14 protein-coding genes and 1 tRNA gene are annotated in these 16014 nt (G+C 70.2%); 10 read left to right on the forward strand and 5 right to left on the reverse strand.

The window, feature by feature from the left end:
• Nucleotides 1–30: 30 nt before the first annotated feature.
• Genes ABT304_RS06780 through der form a run of 4 tightly spaced genes read left to right on the forward strand, consistent with a single transcriptional unit; the run spans nt 31 to nt 3952 of the window.
• Nucleotides 31–1131, forward strand: coding sequence for a prephenate dehydrogenase (locus tag ABT304_RS06780; protein ID WP_350713901.1), 1101 nt, complete (start codon nt 31–33; stop codon nt 1129–1131).
• A gap of 10 nt (nt 1132–1141) precedes the next feature.
• Complete coding sequence (gene cmk / locus ABT304_RS06785) at nt 1142–1837, forward strand: (d)CMP kinase (RefSeq protein WP_350713902.1); 696 nt, start codon at nt 1142–1144, stop codon at nt 1835–1837.
• On the forward strand, nt 1834–2574 hold the full coding sequence (locus ABT304_RS06790; RefSeq protein ID WP_350713903.1) for a lysophospholipid acyltransferase family protein: 741 nt from the start codon (nt 1834–1836) through the stop codon (nt 2572–2574). The genes cmk and ABT304_RS06790 overlap by 4 nt, the downstream gene beginning before the upstream one ends.
• Nucleotides 2567–3952, forward strand: a complete 1386-nt coding sequence (gene der / locus ABT304_RS06795) for a ribosome biogenesis GTPase Der (RefSeq protein WP_160023729.1) — start codon at nt 2567–2569, stop codon at nt 3950–3952. The genes ABT304_RS06790 and der overlap by 8 nt, the downstream gene beginning before the upstream one ends.
• On the opposite strand, the gene ABT304_RS06800 is transcribed toward der, so the two are convergent.
• Nucleotides 3949–4980: a helix-turn-helix domain-containing protein gene (locus tag ABT304_RS06800; protein WP_350713904.1), complete on the reverse strand. Its 1032-nt coding sequence runs from the start codon at nt 4978–4980 to the stop codon at nt 3949–3951. The two genes, der and ABT304_RS06800, sit on opposite strands and share 4 nt — an antisense overlap.
• A 116-nt stretch (nt 4981–5096) precedes the next feature.
• Between ABT304_RS06800 and ABT304_RS06805 the strand changes: the two genes are divergently transcribed.
• The gene (locus ABT304_RS06805; protein WP_350713905.1) at nt 5097–8885 is read left to right on the forward strand and encodes a S8 family serine peptidase; all 3789 of its coding nucleotides are present in this window, start codon (nt 5097–5099) and stop codon (nt 8883–8885) included.
• A gap of 72 nt (nt 8886–8957) precedes the next feature.
• On the opposite strand, the gene ABT304_RS06810 is transcribed toward ABT304_RS06805, so the two are convergent.
• Nucleotides 8958–9449 (reverse strand): MarR family winged helix-turn-helix transcriptional regulator, encoded by a 492-nt coding sequence (locus ABT304_RS06810; RefSeq protein ID WP_350713906.1) that lies wholly within the window; start codon nt 9447–9449, stop codon nt 8958–8960.
• A gap of 114 nt (nt 9450–9563) precedes the next feature.
• On the opposite strand from ABT304_RS06810, the gene ABT304_RS06815 reads away from it, so the two are divergent.
• Complete coding sequence (locus ABT304_RS06815; protein ID WP_350713907.1) at nt 9564–10058, forward strand: VOC family protein; 495 nt, start codon at nt 9564–9566, stop codon at nt 10056–10058.
• A gap of 46 nt (nt 10059–10104) precedes the next feature.
• Here ABT304_RS06815 and ABT304_RS06820 read toward each other — a convergent pair whose 3' ends face one another.
• The 3 genes from ABT304_RS06820 to ABT304_RS06830 form a co-directional block, all read right to left on the reverse strand.
• On the reverse strand, nt 10105–10695 hold the full coding sequence (locus ABT304_RS06820) for a hypothetical protein (protein ID WP_350713908.1): 591 nt from the start codon (nt 10693–10695) through the stop codon (nt 10105–10107).
• 81 nt (nt 10696–10776) lie between these two features.
• Nucleotides 10777–12174 carry a GntP family permease gene (locus ABT304_RS06825; RefSeq protein WP_350713909.1) on the reverse strand — a complete coding sequence of 466 codons (1398 nt, stop codon included), beginning with the start codon at nt 12172–12174 and terminating at the stop codon, nt 10777–10779.
• Nucleotides 12171–12701 carry a gluconokinase gene (locus ABT304_RS06830; RefSeq protein WP_502890297.1) on the reverse strand — a complete coding sequence of 177 codons (531 nt, stop codon included), beginning with the start codon at nt 12699–12701 and terminating at the stop codon, nt 12171–12173. Before ABT304_RS06830 ends, ABT304_RS06825 begins: the two co-directional genes overlap by 4 nt.
• A gap of 96 nt (nt 12702–12797) precedes the next feature.
• Between ABT304_RS06830 and ABT304_RS06835 the strand changes: the two genes are divergently transcribed.
• The 4 genes from ABT304_RS06835 to ABT304_RS06850 all read left to right on the forward strand — a co-directional run bounded on the left by ABT304_RS06835 (nt 12798) and on the right by ABT304_RS06850 (nt 16011).
• Nucleotides 12798–13535: a FadR/GntR family transcriptional regulator gene (locus ABT304_RS06835; RefSeq protein WP_350713910.1), complete on the forward strand. Its 738-nt coding sequence runs from the start codon at nt 12798–12800 to the stop codon at nt 13533–13535.
• Nucleotides 13536–13596: 61 nt separating this feature from the next.
• A tRNA-Pro gene (locus tag ABT304_RS06840) sits at nt 13597–13670 on the forward strand.
• A gap of 293 nt (nt 13671–13963) precedes the next feature.
• Nucleotides 13964–14374, forward strand: a complete 411-nt coding sequence (locus tag ABT304_RS06845) for a class II glutamine amidotransferase (RefSeq protein ID WP_350713911.1) — start codon at nt 13964–13966, stop codon at nt 14372–14374.
• Nucleotides 14375–15006: 632 nt separating this feature from the next.
• A complete protein-coding gene (locus ABT304_RS06850) occupies nt 15007–16011 on the forward strand; it encodes an RDD family protein (protein ID WP_350713912.1) in 1005 nt (334 codons plus the stop codon).
• Nucleotides 16012–16014: the final 3 nt, after the last annotated feature.

The raw sequence follows: 16014 nt of genomic DNA on the forward strand, positions 1-16014 counted from the left end.
CGGCGGCACCGACCGTTTAGCCTTGGAGGCATGACACAGACCGGGCACGCAGGGGGAGGGCTGTCGACTCTGACCGGCCCGGTCGAGATCGTCGGTGTCGGCCTGCTCGGCACCTCGGTCGCGCTCGCCTGCGCCTCCGCCGGACTCGACGTGCTGCTGAGCGACTCGGTCGCCAGCCACGTGCGCACCGCGACCGGCCTCGGCGCCGGCCGCCGCCGCAAGCCCGGCGACACGCCGCAGCTGATCGTCGTCGCGGTCCCGCCGGCGCACCTCGGCGAGGTGATCGCCCGAGCGCTCGCCGACAGCCCCGACGCCGTCGTGACGGACGTCGGCAGCGTGAAGGCCTCGCCGCTGGCCTACGTCCGTGAGCACAGCCCGGGCGACGTACGACGCTACGTCGGCGGGCACCCGATGGCAGGCAGCGAGCGCTCCGGGCCGCTGGCCGCGACCGCGACGCTGTTCGAGGGGCGGCCCTGGGCGGTCACGCCGCACGCGGAGGCGAACCCCGAGGCGACCGCGCTCGTCGGAGAGCTCGCCGCGCTGTGCGGCGCCGTTCCGCTGACCCTCAGCCCGGAGGACCACGACCAGGCCGTCGCCCGCACCTCCCACGTCCCGCACCTGATGGCCGCGCTGGTGGCCGGCCGCCTGGCGGTGGCGCCCGAGGGACACCTCGGCCTCAGCGGCCAGGGCGTACGCGACGTGACCCGTGTTGCCGCCGGCGATCCCGGTCTCTACGGCCAGATCGTGGCCGGGAACGCCCGCGCGGTGACCGACCTGCTCACCGAGGTGCGCGCTCAGCTCGACGAGATGATCGCGGCGGTGGGCAACGGTGACGCGGCCGCCCTGGACGTACTTCTCAAGGAGGGGCAGGCCGGGACCAGAGCCATCCCCGGCAAGCACGGCCGGCCGCAGACCGCGCAGGCGACCATCTACGTCACGGTGCCCGACGAGCCCGGCAACCTGGCCCGTCTCTTCGCCGACGCGGGGGAGAGCGGCGTCAACATCGAGGACGTACGCATCGACCACGACCCCGGTCGCCCGGTCGGTGTCATGGAGCTGATCGTGGCCGACGACGCGGCCGACCGGATGCAGGCGGTTCTGGAGTCCCGAGGTTGGGTCGCTCACCGGTAGGCTCCCGCCCGTGAGCAGCAGCAATCCCACCACTGAACCCGCCCGTATCGTCATCGCCGTCGACGGCACCTCCGGCTCCGGGAAGTCGAGCACCTCGCGCGGCGTCGCCGACCGCCTGGGCATGCGCTTCCTCGACACCGGCGCGATGTACCGGGCGATGACCTGGTGGATGCTCAGCAACGACATCGACGTGCACGACGCGGACGCGATCGCCGCGGCGGCTGGCAAGCCGGTGATCACCTCCGGCACCGACCCGCTCGCTCCGACGATCGCCCTGGACGGGGCCGACGTGTCGGTCGAGATCCGCAGCGACAAGGTCAACGCGGCGGTCTCCCCGGTCGCCACCGTCCCTGAGGTCCGTGCCCGCCTGATCGCGCTCCAGCAGCAGGAGATCCGGGATGCGCTCGCCGCCGGCTCCGGCATCGTGGTCGAGGGCCGCGACATCGGCACCGCGGTCTGGCCCCAGGCCGACCTGAAGCTGTACGTCACCGCCGACCCGGCCGCACGCGCCGCGCGCCGCGCGGCCGAGGAGGGTGGCACCGACGCGGAGGCCGTCCGCGCGTCGCTGGAGAACCGCGACAAGATCGACTCCACCAAGGGCGGTGCGGTGGTGCCGGAGGGCGCCACCCACCTCGACACCACGCCCTACACGCTGGAGGAGGTCATCGACCTCGTCGTCGACCTCGCTCAGAAGGCGGGGGAGTGAGCGCGAGCCCGCCCGCGGGCACACCCCGCACCGAGCTTCCCCGCACCGACGGGGTCCCGCATCCGAGCCGGTGGGCGCTCTACCACATCAACGTCTACGCCCGGTGGCTGATCCGGCGGCGGTTCGACGTACGGCTGCACGAGACCGCCAACATCCCGGCGACCGGGCCGGTCGTCTTCGCCTCCAACCACATCGGGATCATCGACGGTCCGCTGTTGGCGATCTTCACTCCGCGTCCGGTGCACGCGCTGACCAAGCTCGAGATGTTCGAGCACTGGTTCCTCGGCCCGTTCCTGCGCTGGGCCGGTCAGATCCCGCTCTACCGGTTCGGCAGCGACCCGGCGGCGGTGAAGATGGCGCTGCGGGTGCTGCGTGAGGGCAACGCGATGGGCATCTATCCCGAAGGCACCCGCGGTGCGGGCGACCTGTCCCACTTCAACCGCGGTGCCGCCTATCTCGCCCTCGCCTCGGGTGCTCCCGTGGTGCCGGTGACGATGCTCGGCAGCCGCGATCCGGGTGGCGGCGTCTCGTCGCTGCCGCACAAAGGTGCTCGGATCGACATCGTCTATGGCGAGCCTTTCCACGTCGAGCGCGTAGGCTGGCCGCGTACCAGGGAACAAGTCGGGCATGTCTCGGGTTTGCTCCAGAAGCACATGCAGGTCCAACAGGACCATGCCCTGGCGTTGACCGGTCGCGAACTGCCCGGTCCGCTACCTAGCGAGGAGAACAATGACTGACCCCGACGTTTCGTACGAAGAGGTACGAGACACCACCGAGACCGACGAGACCCCGGCCGGCCCGCTGCCGGTGCTGGCGGTCGTCGGCCGCCCGAACGTCGGGAAGTCGACCCTGGTCAACCGGATCATCGGTCGTCGCGAGGCCGTCGTCCAGGACGTACCCGGAGTGACCCGCGACCGCGTCTCCTACGACGCCGACTGGAACGGCAAGGCGTTCACGCTGGTCGACACCGGCGGCTGGGACCCCGACGCCCAGGGCCTGGCCGAGCGGATCGCCGCTCAGGCCGAGATCGCGGTCTCGCTGGCCGACGCCGTCCTCTTCGTGGTCGACGCGACCGTCGGCATCACCGACGCCGACGAGGCAGTCGTACGCATCCTGCGCAAGTCCGGCAAGCCGGTCGTCCTGGCCGCCAACAAGGTCGACGACATGCGCACCGAGGCCGAGGCCGCCGCGCTGTGGAACCTCGGGCTCGGTGAGCCCTGGCCGGTCTCCGCGCTGCACGGCCGCGGCTCGGGCGACATGCTCGACGCGATCCTCGCGGTGCTCCCCGACCCGCCGCCGCTTCCTGAGGGCACCGAGATCGGTGGCCCGCGCCGGGTTGCGCTGGTCGGCAAGCCCAACGTGGGCAAGTCGAGCCTGCTGAACAAGCTGGCCCAGGAGGAGCGGGCGGTCGTCGACAACGTCGCCGGCACCACCGTCGACCCGGTCGACGAGCTGATCGAGCTCGGCGGCCGAGAGTGGCGCTTCATCGACACCGCCGGGATCCGCAAGCGGGTCAAGGAGGCCTCGGGCCACGAGTACTACGCTTCCCTGCGCACCACCACCGCCATCGACCGCGCCGAGGTCGCCGTGCTCGTCCTCGACGGCGGCGAGAAGATCTCCGAGCAGGACATCCGCATCCTGCAGACCGTCCGCGAGGCCGGCCGGGCGCTGGTGATCGCCTTCAACAAGTGGGACCTCGTCGACGAGGACCGTCGCTGGCAGCTCGACCGCGAGATCGAGCGTGATCTCGTCCAGGTGCAGTGGGCCCCGCGGATCAACATCACCGCCCGCACCGGCTGGCACGTGGACCGCCTGGTCCCGGCTCTCGACAAGGCCCTCGAGGGCTGGGAGACGCGGATCGGCACCGGCGCGCTCAACTCGTTCCTCGGCCGCCTCGTCGCCGAGCACCCGCACCCGGTCCGGTCCGGCAAGCAGCCGAAGATCCTCTTCGGCACCCAGCCCTCCACCGCGCCGCCGACGTTCGTGCTGTTCACCAGCGGCAAGCTCGAGGCCTCCTACGAGCGCTTCATCGAGCGCCGTCTGCGCGAGGAGTTCGGCTTCGTCGGCACCCCGATCGTGCTCCAGCAGCGGGTTCGGGAGAAGCGCAAGCGCTAGTCCCCAGGTGGGGCGGGCGTCAGCTGACCGTCCGCCCCTACCTGCACCCAGCCGTGGTTCGCGGCGTGCCAGCCGAGCTGCATCCGGGTCTCCACGCCGGCGAGGTCGAGCAGCGCTCGCACCCTGCGCTGCACGGTACGCAGCGACGTACCGAGCTGTTTGGCGACGGCCTGGTCGGTGAGACCGGCGAGCAGCAGCCCGAGGACCTGCGCGTCCTCGTCGTCGACCTGCTGCGCGACGTCTCCGGTGAGGCCGGCGGTCCCCACCAGCATCGGCGTCGACTGGTCCCACACGTTCTCGTAGAGCGCGATCAGGGCGTCGAGCAGCGTGCTCTCGCGGACGAGCAGCGCGCCGACGACGTCGCCCGAGGACGTCAGCGGCATCAGGGCGAGCCGCCTGTCGACGATGATGAGCTTGAGCGGCACGTGGTCGGCGAAGCGGATCTCCTCGCCCGCGTCGGTCGCCTCGATCGCCTCGTCGACGGTCACGTCCTGGCTCTCGAGCATGCTGCGCTCGACCACGACCCGGTAGTGCACGCCCCGCGCGACGGCCTTGTTCTCGGCCGAGTTCTCCTGGCTGGAGGTCACGATCACCGGCGGGCGTACGAACGCGTCGACGCGTTCGCGCGCGCCGAGCTGGACCTGCTCGAACCGGTGCCGGACGGCGTCCTCTCCGTGGATGACGTCGACCACGTCCGTGGGCCCGCGGCCGGCGGCCGCGACCCGGTAGGCCTCGTCGAGGCGGCTGAGCTCGATCTCCGCCTGCCGCACCTCGTCCTGCTGTCGGGCGAGCAGCGCGCCGAGCGCGATCGCGGGCGGAGCAGCGGCGAAGCGCCGCTCGTCGCCGGTGATCCGAGCGGCCAGGCCGTGCTCCTCGAGGCGGCGCAGCAGCAGATGCGCCTCTCCCGGTGATGTCCCGAAGGCGCTGAGGGCGGCCGCGAACTCGCCGGCGGTGGCGGAGGGCATGGTGATGAGCTCGCCGTAGGCGAGGGTCTCATCAGGGGTCAGACCGAGCACGATGCCGAGCATGGCACTTCTGCGACACAACCCGGATGTTCCGGCGCTGACGGAGTCTCGCCATGCCGTAAAACCGCCACGACATCGCTCTTGTCGCCTGTCGCGCCCCATTGACAGGGTCCATCTCCATGAGACCCCCAACCACATCCGGCCTGCCGGCCGTCACCAAGGCCGTCGCGGCAGCTGCTGCGGCGACCGCCCTGGTCGCGACCATGGCCACCAGCGCGCATGCGACCCCAGGCACCGACCCCACGCCTGAGGGCCCCCGGACCGGCGCCGGCAGCACCGGCACGGCGCCCCGTACGCCCGCACTCGACGACGGACGGACCACGATCACCCTCGTGACCGGCGACGTCATCGACGTGACCGCGACCGACGACGGAGTCCTGACCCTCGGGTTCGACGCCGCCGCCGGTGCGATCGAGACCCAGCAGGTGGGCGACCACCTCTACGCCATCCCCACCGCTGCCAAGCGCTACCTGGCCGCGGGCACGCTCGACCGCCGGCTGTTCGACGTCACCGGGCTCCTCGAGATGAGCTACGACGACGAGACCGTCGACGCCACTCCGCTGATCCTGGAGCAGGCCCCGACCCGTGCCAAGGCGGCGAAGCTGCCGGGCGCCGAGCGTACGCTCGACCTGCCCAGCATCGACGCGGACGCCGTCGCCGTCAGCAAGAAGAAGGCCCCCGAGTTCTGGGCGGCCGTGGCGAAGGACGGCGCCGCCACGCGCTCCGCAGGGGCGGCCGGGAGGCTCGGCGGCGGCGTCGAGAAGATCTGGCTCGACGGCAAGGCCGAGACCACCCTGGACCGGAGCACCGCGCAGATCGGCGCGCCCGAGGCGTGGGCCGCGGGCTTCGACGGCACAGGCGCGAGGGTCGCGGTCCTCGACACCGGCATCGACGCCACCCACCCCGACGTGGCCGACCAGGTCGACAAGGCGGAGTCGTTCGTGCCAGGCCAGGCGGTCGACGACGACCGGCACGGGCACGGCACCCACGTCGCCTCCACGGTCCTGGGCACCGGCGCGGCCAGCGAGGGGCTCTACAAGGGCGTCGCCCCCGGCGCCGACCTGCTGGTCGGCAAGGTGCTCGACAACGCCGGCTACGGCCAGGACTCCTGGATCATCGCCGGCATGGAGTGGGGCGCGGCGAACGCCGACATCGTCTCGATGAGCCTCGGTGACTCCAGCCTCAACGACGGCACCGACCCGATGGCGCAGGCGCTCAACGCGCTGAGCGAGGAGACCGGTGCCCTGTTCGTCGTCGCGGCCGGCAACAGCTATGCCGAGGGATCGATCGGCAGCCCCGGCACCGCGGATGCCGCTCTCACGGTGGGCGCGGTGGACGACGGTGACGTACGCGCCGAATTCTCCAGCTACGGCCCGCGGGTCGGCGACCACGCGATCAAGCCCGACCTGACCGCGCCCGGCGTCGGCATCCTCGCCGCCCGCTCTCAGCAGTCGTCCGGCACCGGCTGGTACCGATCGATGGACGGCACCTCGATGGCCACCCCGCACGTCGCGGGAGCCGCCGCGATCCTCAAGGGCGCGCACCCCGAGCTCACCGGTGAGCAGCTCAAGAAGGCCCTGGTCTCCTCTGCCGCGGACATCGACGCGCCGGCGTACGAGGTCGGCACCGGCCGCCTCGATGTGCCCGCCGCTCTCGACGGGGTGGACGGGTCCGGCGCCGGGTTCCTCGGCTTCTACGGCTGGCCGCACGACGGCGACGAGCCCGCCAGCGGCACGGTGACCTACACCAACTCCACCGACGCCGACGTCACGCTCGCGCTGAGCACCGACGTCACCGGTCCGGACGGCAACGCGAGCGACCTGGTCTCGCTCTCCGCCTCCGAGTTGGTCGTGCCGGCCGGCGGCAGCGCCGAGGTCACCATCACGGCCGACGCCGACGACGCGACCCTCGCCGGCAAGTACAGCGGCGCCGTCGTCGCGACCGACGCCTCCGGCGAGATCACCGTGCGCACCGCGACCGCGCTGGTCAAGGAGGAGGAGCGCTACGGCCTCGACATCACCGCGCTCGACCGGTCCGGCGACCCCGCCACCGGCTACGTCACCTTCTACCGCTACGGCGACCAGTTCGTCAGCAGCCTGCCGATCGACCCCGCCACCGGGAAGGTGCCGACTCAGCGCCTCCAGCCGGGCATCTACTCGGCCACGGCGTTCCTCGACGTCGCCGGCTCGAAGGGTCCCGGCTCGACCGGTGTCGCGCTGGTCGGCGACCCGCAGGTCGTCGTCACCGACAAGGACCAGTCGCTCGTGCTCGACGCCCGCAGGGCCGACGAGCTCACCCTGAAGACGCCCAAGGACAGCGAGGTCGCCTACCGCCGGTTCCAGTTCTTCAACGACTCCGGCATCGGCGGGCGCTACGCGACCTTCGGCGCCACCTATGCGATTCGGGTCGATGTGGACTCGTTCTACGCCGAGCCCACCGGCACGGTCGACAGCGCGGAGTTCGACTTCGCCGTACGCTGGCGGGCCACCGAGCCGGCACTCGACGTGACGGCGCGGAGCTCGCGGGCGCTCGCGTTCGACCCGGTCTACCAGCTCGGATCGGCCAGGCTCGACGGCCGGGTGTCGCTGCGGGCCGTCGTGGCCGGCAAGGGCACCTCCGCCGACTACGAGAACGTCGACGCCAAGGGTCGCGCTGTGCTCGTGACCAGGGACGACGCCGTCACCGCCGAGGAGCGGGAGGCCGCCGCCCAGGCAGCCGGCGCGGCGCTGCTCATCCTCGTCAACGACCGTCCGGGCCCGCTCGTCGACTTCGTCACCCAGGAGGACATGCCCGTCGTCTCGGTGCGGTCGGCTCAGGGCGAGAAGCTCGTCGCGGCCGCCGCGAAGGGCAGGCTGACCCTGGAGGGCGAGGCCGTCGAGTTCCCGTCCTACCTCTACGACGTCTCCAAGAGCTGGCGCGGTGAGATCCCGGCCGAGCTGGCGCTGGCGCCGACCACGCGGCAGCTCGCTACCGTGGAGAGTCGCTACCACGACACCGAGGAGCGGCTCGCCGTCGACGACCGCGCCGACTGCCGCGACTACCAGTGGCCGCCGTGCCTCAGCGTCCGGGCGCTGCAGCCCACGGCGACCGTCCGGACCGACTACGTCTCCACCTACGACCGCGTCACCTGGTACGAGAACGTGGCTCACGAGAGCACCTGGGAGCAGCGGGGCATGCGCCAGTCGTACGAGCCGCGCAGCACCACGGTGCGCAACTGGTTCGCTCCGGTGACCGCGCCTCGCACGGGCGAGGGCTACTGGGGTCCGCGACACAACGGTGAGTGGTTCCAGGTCAACGTCGCCAACGCCAGCGGCCCGGCCGGGATCACCGGTGGGTTCCCCTGGGGCGAGACCCCGGTGACCGCCCGCCTCTTCCACGGAGACACCCTGGTGCGGGAGAGCATCGGGCAGGCGGTCCAGACCGCGGTCCCCGTCGCCGAGGGCCCGCAGACGTACCGGTTCGAGATCGACACCGACGCGGCCGGGGACGCCCACCGCTACTCGACCAGTACTCGTACGTCCTGGACGTTCGTGGCCGACCAGGCCGACTCGGTCCCCTCCGGTGAGGCAGGTACGCCGCTGCCGCTGCTCCAGCTCGACTACGACGTGGACACCGCGCTGGACGGCACGGTGCGTGCGGGTGCCGAGGTCCCGTTCGCGGTGCTGCCCTACACGGTGCCCGGTGCCGAGCGCGCCGGCGCGGTGAAGGCGGCGACGCTGGAGGTCAGCTACGACGGCGGCTCGACCTGGACCGCGGTGAAGCTGAGCAAGGACGGCGACCGTTGGGAGACGCGCCTGCGCATCCCTGCGCGCGGCGCCGACCTGGTCTCGCTGCGGGCGACCGCCCGCGACGACGCCGGTAACACGGTGACCCAGAAGGTCGTCTCGGCGTTCGGGGTGAAGCGCTAGTAGCGCAACGACGAGGCCCGCAGGTCACCATCGGTGACCTGCGGGCCCCGTTCTATGTCGTGGGCCGGCGGGCTAGGCGGCGGAGCCGTCGGCGGCGGCGCGGGCGGGCGCGACCTCGAGGCGCTCGAGCACGCCCTGGTAGAGCTTGGTCAGGGCGGCGACCTCCTCCGGCGTGAAGGCGTCGAACATGACCTGGCGGATCAGCTTCACGTGCTCAGGGGCAGCGGCCTTGATGGCCTCGAGTCCGGCCGGGGTGAGGTCGACGAAGGCGCCACGCCGGTCGTCGAGGCACTCGCGGCGCTCGACGAGGCCGCGCGCGGCCATCCGCATCACCTGGCGCGAGAGCCGGCTCTTCTCCCACTGCAGCTTGTCGCCGAGCTCGTACATCCGCAGCGAGCGGTCGGGGACGTCGGTCAGGTTGACCAGGACGTCGTAGTCGGCGAGGGAGAGGCCGTTCTTGGCTTGGAGGTCGCGGTTCATCCGCGAAGTGAGCTGTGCGTTGACGGCGAGCCAGGCACGCCACGCGACCTGTTCGTCGTTACTGAGCCACTTGACCTCATCCATGAGGCATACCTTACCGAGTCGTAGCTCGTGCTTTCAGCACCACCGCCCGCCTCAGGTAACAGTTGACGCAGAAACTAGACTGGATCCGAGACGTCATGGCATGAGGAGAGCACGATGAGCATCGACATGGACTTCATCACGAAGGACCGTGAGCGGATCAAGAAGGAGTACCTCCGTGAGGAGGGCGCCCGACCGGCCAGCACGGCTCGCGGGATCCACCACGCCGCGCTGCTCTCCTCGGACGTACGCAGGTCGATCGACTTCTACCAGGGGCTCCTGGAGTTCCCGCTGACCGAGATCTTCGAGAACCGCGACTACGCCGGCTCCGACCACTTCTTCTTCGACGTCGGGGCGGGCAACCTGCTGGCCTTCTTCACGCTCCCCGGGCTCGATCTGGGCCCGTACGCCGAGGTGCTCGGCGGGCTGCACCACATCGCGATCTCGGTGACCCCTGAGAAGTGGGACTACCTGCGCGCCAAGCTCGACGACGCGGGCGTCGACTACATCGTCGAGTCCAAGTCGTCGCTCTACTTCACGGGGCCTGACGGCGAGCGTCTCGAGCTCCTCGCCGACCCGCTGGGGGAGATGTACGGCACCAAGGTGCTCTGAGGCACGGCGCAGCCGAGACGGGGCACTGGCCCGGTCCCGGCCGCGCTCAGGGACGGTCGAACGGGTCCTCGGGCACCTCGAGCTCGAGCTGCTCGGCGTAGACCTGCTCCTCGGCCCGCCGGTCGGCCAGCCACGCCGTCAGCGCGACGACGACCAGCTGCGAGCGGGACTCCGCGGCCATCTCGTGGACCATGGCGTCCAGCACGTCGACGTTCGTCGCCAGGAGACGGAGGGGCATCGTGACGTACGGGTCCTCGAGCCGTTTCGGCTGTGGGACCGTGCGCATGAAGGTGCCGTCGGAGACGGGCCTGGTCTTCTCGCGCAGCGCTGCCTGGTGGGCGCGCAGCAGGACCGGCAGCCGGGGCCGGGTCGCCGCGACGGCGTCGAGCATGACGTCGACCAGCGAACGCGGGACCTCCTGGCTGTAGGTCTTCCACTGCGCCGCCAGGGATGCCGGCACGGAGAGGCTGATCGCCTGCACCGGCATCCCCTGGCGCCGCCCGGCGCCCTCCCGCTTCGACTTCGTGCGATGGGCCGGGGTGCCCTTGCGGGAGATCGGGTCGAGCTTGCTGGGGGCAGGGTCCGACGGGGCTGTGTTGGATGGGGCTGTGTTGGATTCAAGCGGGGTATCCGACACGGTGAGCTCCTGTGGTGGGTGTGATCCATGTGTCAGGAGTGATTGTGTCGGACAGCACCGACAGTTTCGCGAGGGCGGGTGTCAGATCACCATGCTCAGTGCCAGCACGAACACCAGACCGGACACGGAGAGCACCGTCTCCATCAGCGACCACGACTTGATCGTCTGCACGACGTCGAGGCCGAAGTACTCCTTGACCAGCCAGAACCCGGCGTCGTTGACGTGGGAGAAGAACACCGAGCCGGCGCCGACGGCGAGCACGACGAGCGAGACCTCGGCGGCGGGCATGTTGGCGACCAGGTCGACCACCAGCGACGAGGCGGTGATGGTGGCGACGGTCGCCGAGCCGGTGGCGAGGCGGATGAGGACCGCGAGCACCCAGGCGAGCACGATCGCGGACACGCCGGAGCCCTGGGCCCAGTCGGCGAGCTGGGTGCCGATGCCGGTGTCGATCAGCGACTGCTTGAACCCGCCACCCGCGGCGACGATGAGCACGATGCCCGCGATCGGCGGCAGCGACATCTCCACCGTTTTGGCGATCTGGCGGCGATCCATCCCGGACCCGCGACCGAGCGTGAACATGGCGACGATGACCGCGATGGTCAGCGCGACGAGCGGGTAGCCGATCACGTCGAAGATCTGCTGAACCTGGTTCTCGGGGTCGTTGATGACGATGTCGACGATCGCCTTGGCGAGCATCAGCACGAGCGGCAGCAGGACGCTGAACAGGGTGACGGCGAAGGAGGGCCGGCGGATGTCGGTGGCTGTGGCGGCTCCCGGGCCACCCACCGGAGTGGCGTCGTAGGTGTGCGGTGCTTCGACGACGACCCAGCGGCCCGCGAGCCGGCCGAACAGCGGCCCGCTGACGATGATGACCGGGATGGCGACCAGTACGCCGAGCGCGAGCGTCGTGCCGAGGTCGGCCTGGAGCGCGCCGATCGCGGCGAGCGGACCCGGGTGCGGCGGCACCAGGCCGTGCATCGCCGAGAGGCCCGCGAGGGTGGGGATCCCGACGGTGATCAGCGAGACCTGCGCGCGACGGGCGACCAGGTAGATGACCGGCATCAGCAGCACCAGGCCGATCTCGAAGAACATCGGCAGACCGATGATCGCGCCGACGAGCGCCATCGCCCACGGCAGCGTACGAACCGAGGACCTGCCCACGATCGTGTCGACGATCTGGTCGGCACCGCCGGAGTCGGAGAGGAGCTTGGCGAACATCGCACCGAGCGCGATCAGCAGGCCGACGCTGGTCGCGGTCGCGCCGAAGCCTTCGCCGAAGGAGGTGATCACGTCCACGACGTTGCGTCCCGCCAGCACCCCGACAGTGATGCCGCCGAGCAGGAGCGCGAGGAACGGGTGCAGCTTGACGTAGGTGATGAGGACGACGATCAGGGCGATCGAGGCCAGCGCGGCGGCGAGGAGTACGCCGCCGGAGGCGACCGGTGCGACCGGCTCTGGCGCAGCGAGGATGATCATGCGGATTCCTTGGAGATCAGGGTGGGGGTCAGGTTCTCGGCGGTGAGGAAGCGGTCGACGATCGCGTCGATGTCCTGGTCGATGTCGATGGTCGTGCCCTGCTCGTCGGGAGCAAGGGGCTCGAGGGTCGCGAACTGCGAGCGCAGCAGCGACGGCGGCATGAAGTGCCCCGCGCGGGCGGCGAGGCGTGCCTCGACCACCTCAGGGGTGCCGCTGAGGTGGAGCAGCCGGAGTCCGCGGGCGCGGCTGTGGAGCAGATCGCGGTAGCTGCGCTTGAGCGCCGAGCAGCTCAGCACCGCGCCGGTCTGCTCGTGCTCGGCGAGCCAGCCGCCGAGCGTCTCCAGCCAGGGCTGCCGGTCGTGATCGTTCAGCGCACGACCGGAGGCCATCTTCGCGATGTTCTCCGGCGGGTGGAAGTCGTCGGCGTCGGCGAAGGGGACCCGCAGGCGCTGGGCGATCGCAGCGCCGACGGTCGACTTGCCGGAGCCGGAGACTCCCATGACGACGAGGAGAGGGTTCTGTGTCACGCGTCACAGGGTGCATCAAAAGGCATCCGTTTGGCAAGGCGGGGTGTCATAACGGATTCTGATTACGCCGCGCTTGGATTGTGCGACGATGCCGCTGTGACGACTTCCACCGGTGAGGCAGTACATCGACTGCACCAGAGCGTCCGAGACGCGCTCGGGCGCAGGATCGTCTCCGCCGAGTTGCCGCCAGGGGCCGTTCTCACGCTGGAGGGGATCCAGGCGACGTACGACGTCTCCCGCCCGGTCGCGCGCGAGGCGGTGCGTGTTCTCCAGGCGATGGGCATGGTCACCACCCGGCGACGCGTCGGCATCACCGTCCTCCCGCGGCAGGAGTGGAACGTCTTCGACCCACTGGTCATCCGCTGGCGCCTCGACGGCGAGGGCCGGCGCGAGCAGCTGCTGTCGCTCTCCGAGCTGCGGCTCGGGTTCGAGCCGATCGCGGCCCGGCTCGCCGCCGAGCGGGCCGAGCCTGAGCACCACGGCGAGCTGGCCCGATCCGTGGCAGACATGGTCGTCCATGCCGCCGCCGGCGACCTGGAGGCCTATCTCGAGGCCGACACGACCTTCCACCGCGTCCTGCTCAACGCCTGCGGCAACGACATGCTCGCCGCCTTCGGGGACCTCGTCGCCGAACTCCTCGCCGGACGTACCCACCACCACCTGATGCCCGACAAGCCCAACCCCACCGCCATCGAGCTGCACGAGAAGGTGGCGATCGCGGTACGCAACGGCGACCCGGCAGCCGCCGAGGAAGCCATGCGCGCCATCATCGACGAAGCCGCCGAAGCTCTCGCCTCCGCCGACGACCCGCCGGAGGGGGATACCGATTGGTGAGCGGGTGAAGCCGTGCGGTAATGTTCGGAGCGCTTCGAGCGGAGAAATCCACTCGCAGTTTCGGGCTGTGGCGCAGCTTGGTAGCGCACTTGACTGGGGGTCAAGGGGCCGCAGGTTCAAATCCTGTCAGCCCGACAGATCGCCCCTGACCTGCTCACGCAGGTCAGGGGCGTTTTTGTGTCTGTCCGCGAGGTTCACGCATTGCCCGTTGGTGGGGTGATGGGCCCATTCTGGGCTCACGAGATCGAAATGCATCTACACCAGACCGCACCACGCCACTTGGCCGGTTCGGGTCCGCTGCTATCCGAAACGGGTGATCCGCTGGGCCTGCCTTCGCCGTTGTACTGGAGCAGTCGCGCTCCGATGTGTGTCGGGGGCGGAGAGGGGAGATCGACATGTGTCGTTGGCTCGCATACTCAGGTTCGCCGGTGCTCCTGGAGGACCTTCTGTTCAAGCCGGAGAACTCGCTCGTGGTGCAGAGCAAGCACTCACGGCTGGGGGTGGAGACGGTCAACGGCGACGGCTTCGGTGTCGGCTGGTACGGCGCCCAGGACACCCCAGGGACCTATCACAGCATCGAGCCCGCCTGGAACGACCGCAACCTCCGAGAGCTCTCGGCCCACGCTGCCGCCGGCCGGGTCTTCGCGCACATCCGAGCGACGACCGGCACTGCGGTCCAGCAGACCAACTGCCACCCTTTCCGCCACGGCCGCTGGCTGTGGATGCACAACGGGGCCATCGCCGACTTCCCGTTGCTGAAGCGCGGGCCGTCGAGCCCGGGCTGTTCCCCGACATCGAGGGATCGACGGACTCGGAGCTGTTCTTCTTCCTCGCCCTGACCTTCGGACTCCAGGAGAACCCGCCGGAAGCGGTGGCTCAGGCAGTTGGCCTCATCGAGGAGACGGGGCGACGCCACGGAGTCGAATACCCGATCCAGATGTCGGTGGCGACCACCGACGGGGAAACCACGTGGGCATTCCGATACTCCAGCGAGGGTAGGTCCCGATCGCTGTTCCACAACACCGACGTTGCCACACTCCGTCTCCAGTACCCCGACAACCCAGTACTGCATCAGCTTTCCGATGACGCACGCCTCGTCGTGTCCGAGCCGTTGGGGGACTTGCGCGGGGCGTGGCGGGAGGTGCCGGAGTCCTCCTGCCTCATCGTCAGGGGTGGCCGCGAGGAGCTGCAGGAGTTCTCGCCTTCGCCTGCCCGTGCGCCGGACTGACGCAGCTAGCCAGCAGAACCCGGCCCGCACGCGTCGCGACCGGCCACTTTGAGACCGCTGAATCACCCGACGTGGGTGATGAGAGACAGATCAGACGGCTCTAGGCTTCCAGCGATCCACGACTGGAAGAGGCGGCACCTGCGATGGGGATCTTGCGCGCACGACGAGACGACGCCCCGGCCGTGCGTCGGCTCCGGGCCGGCTGATCGCCGTGGTGCTCCGCGTGTCCGAGCCGGCGACGTCATGACCGAGGGTCGGCAGAACGGCAAGAGGCTCCTCGGCCGGGTCGCCGGCGCGGTGACCGAAAGGGTCGTCGTCACGGTCGATCCCGATATCGTCCTGGAACACGTCGATCTCAACGCGCTGCTCAGCCGGGTGGACCTCGACGCGGTCCTGGCGCGGGTCGATATGGATGCGTTGCTCGCGCGCGTCGACCTGAACAAGCTCCTCGCCGACGTCGATCTGGACGCCCTGCTGGGGAACGTCGACGTCGAGGCCCTCGTACGCCGCTCCGGCATCCCCGACATCGTGGCGGAGAGCACTTACTCGATGGCCGGATCCGCTCTCGACGTCGCCCGGCGACAGCTGGTGGGGCTCGACGTCGTCATCGACCGGATCGTGGACCGGCTGATGCGACGGAGCGAGGACGAGCGACGGGACGGGCCGCCCAGCCTGGTTGCGGCCCGAGGAGGAACGCCCGACCTCAGGAACGGCAGCGCGAGGATCCGCCGGGTGCGCCGCTCGGTGTCCGGACACTATGCGGGAGCGATCAGCAGGGCAGCTGCCGCTCTCATCGACGGCCTTCTCATCGCCGGCCTCTACACGCTGGGCGTCGCCGGGTTCAGCTTCCTGCTCGGCATGTTCACGTCCAGGTCGCTCACCGACGACGGCTCGACCCTGCTCGGGATCGCTGCCTTCGCGATCTGGGCCTTCTCCTATGTCTTCATCAGCCTCGCCATCACCGGCCGGACGATCGGGAAGGGACTGGCCGGACTACGCGTCGTACGCGCCGACGGCACTGCACCAGGGGTGCGGACCATGTTCGTCAGGACGCTGGTGTTCCCCCTCAGTGTGGTGTTCTTCGGGATCGGCCTGCTCCTGATCGTGGTGCAGCGTGAACACCGTTCTTTCCACGATCTGATCGCCAAGACCTGTGTTGTCTATGACTGGGGGGACCGCAGCGCTGAGATGCCGGGGCCACTCTCGGACTTCCTCGACCGCGCCCGATCGGACTCCCCACAGCGCTGACGA

The sequence above is a fragment of the Nocardioides sp. NPDC000445 genome, from assembly GCF_040300245.1.
Classification (GTDB): domain Bacteria; phylum Actinomycetota; class Actinomycetes; order Propionibacteriales; family Nocardioidaceae; genus Nocardioides.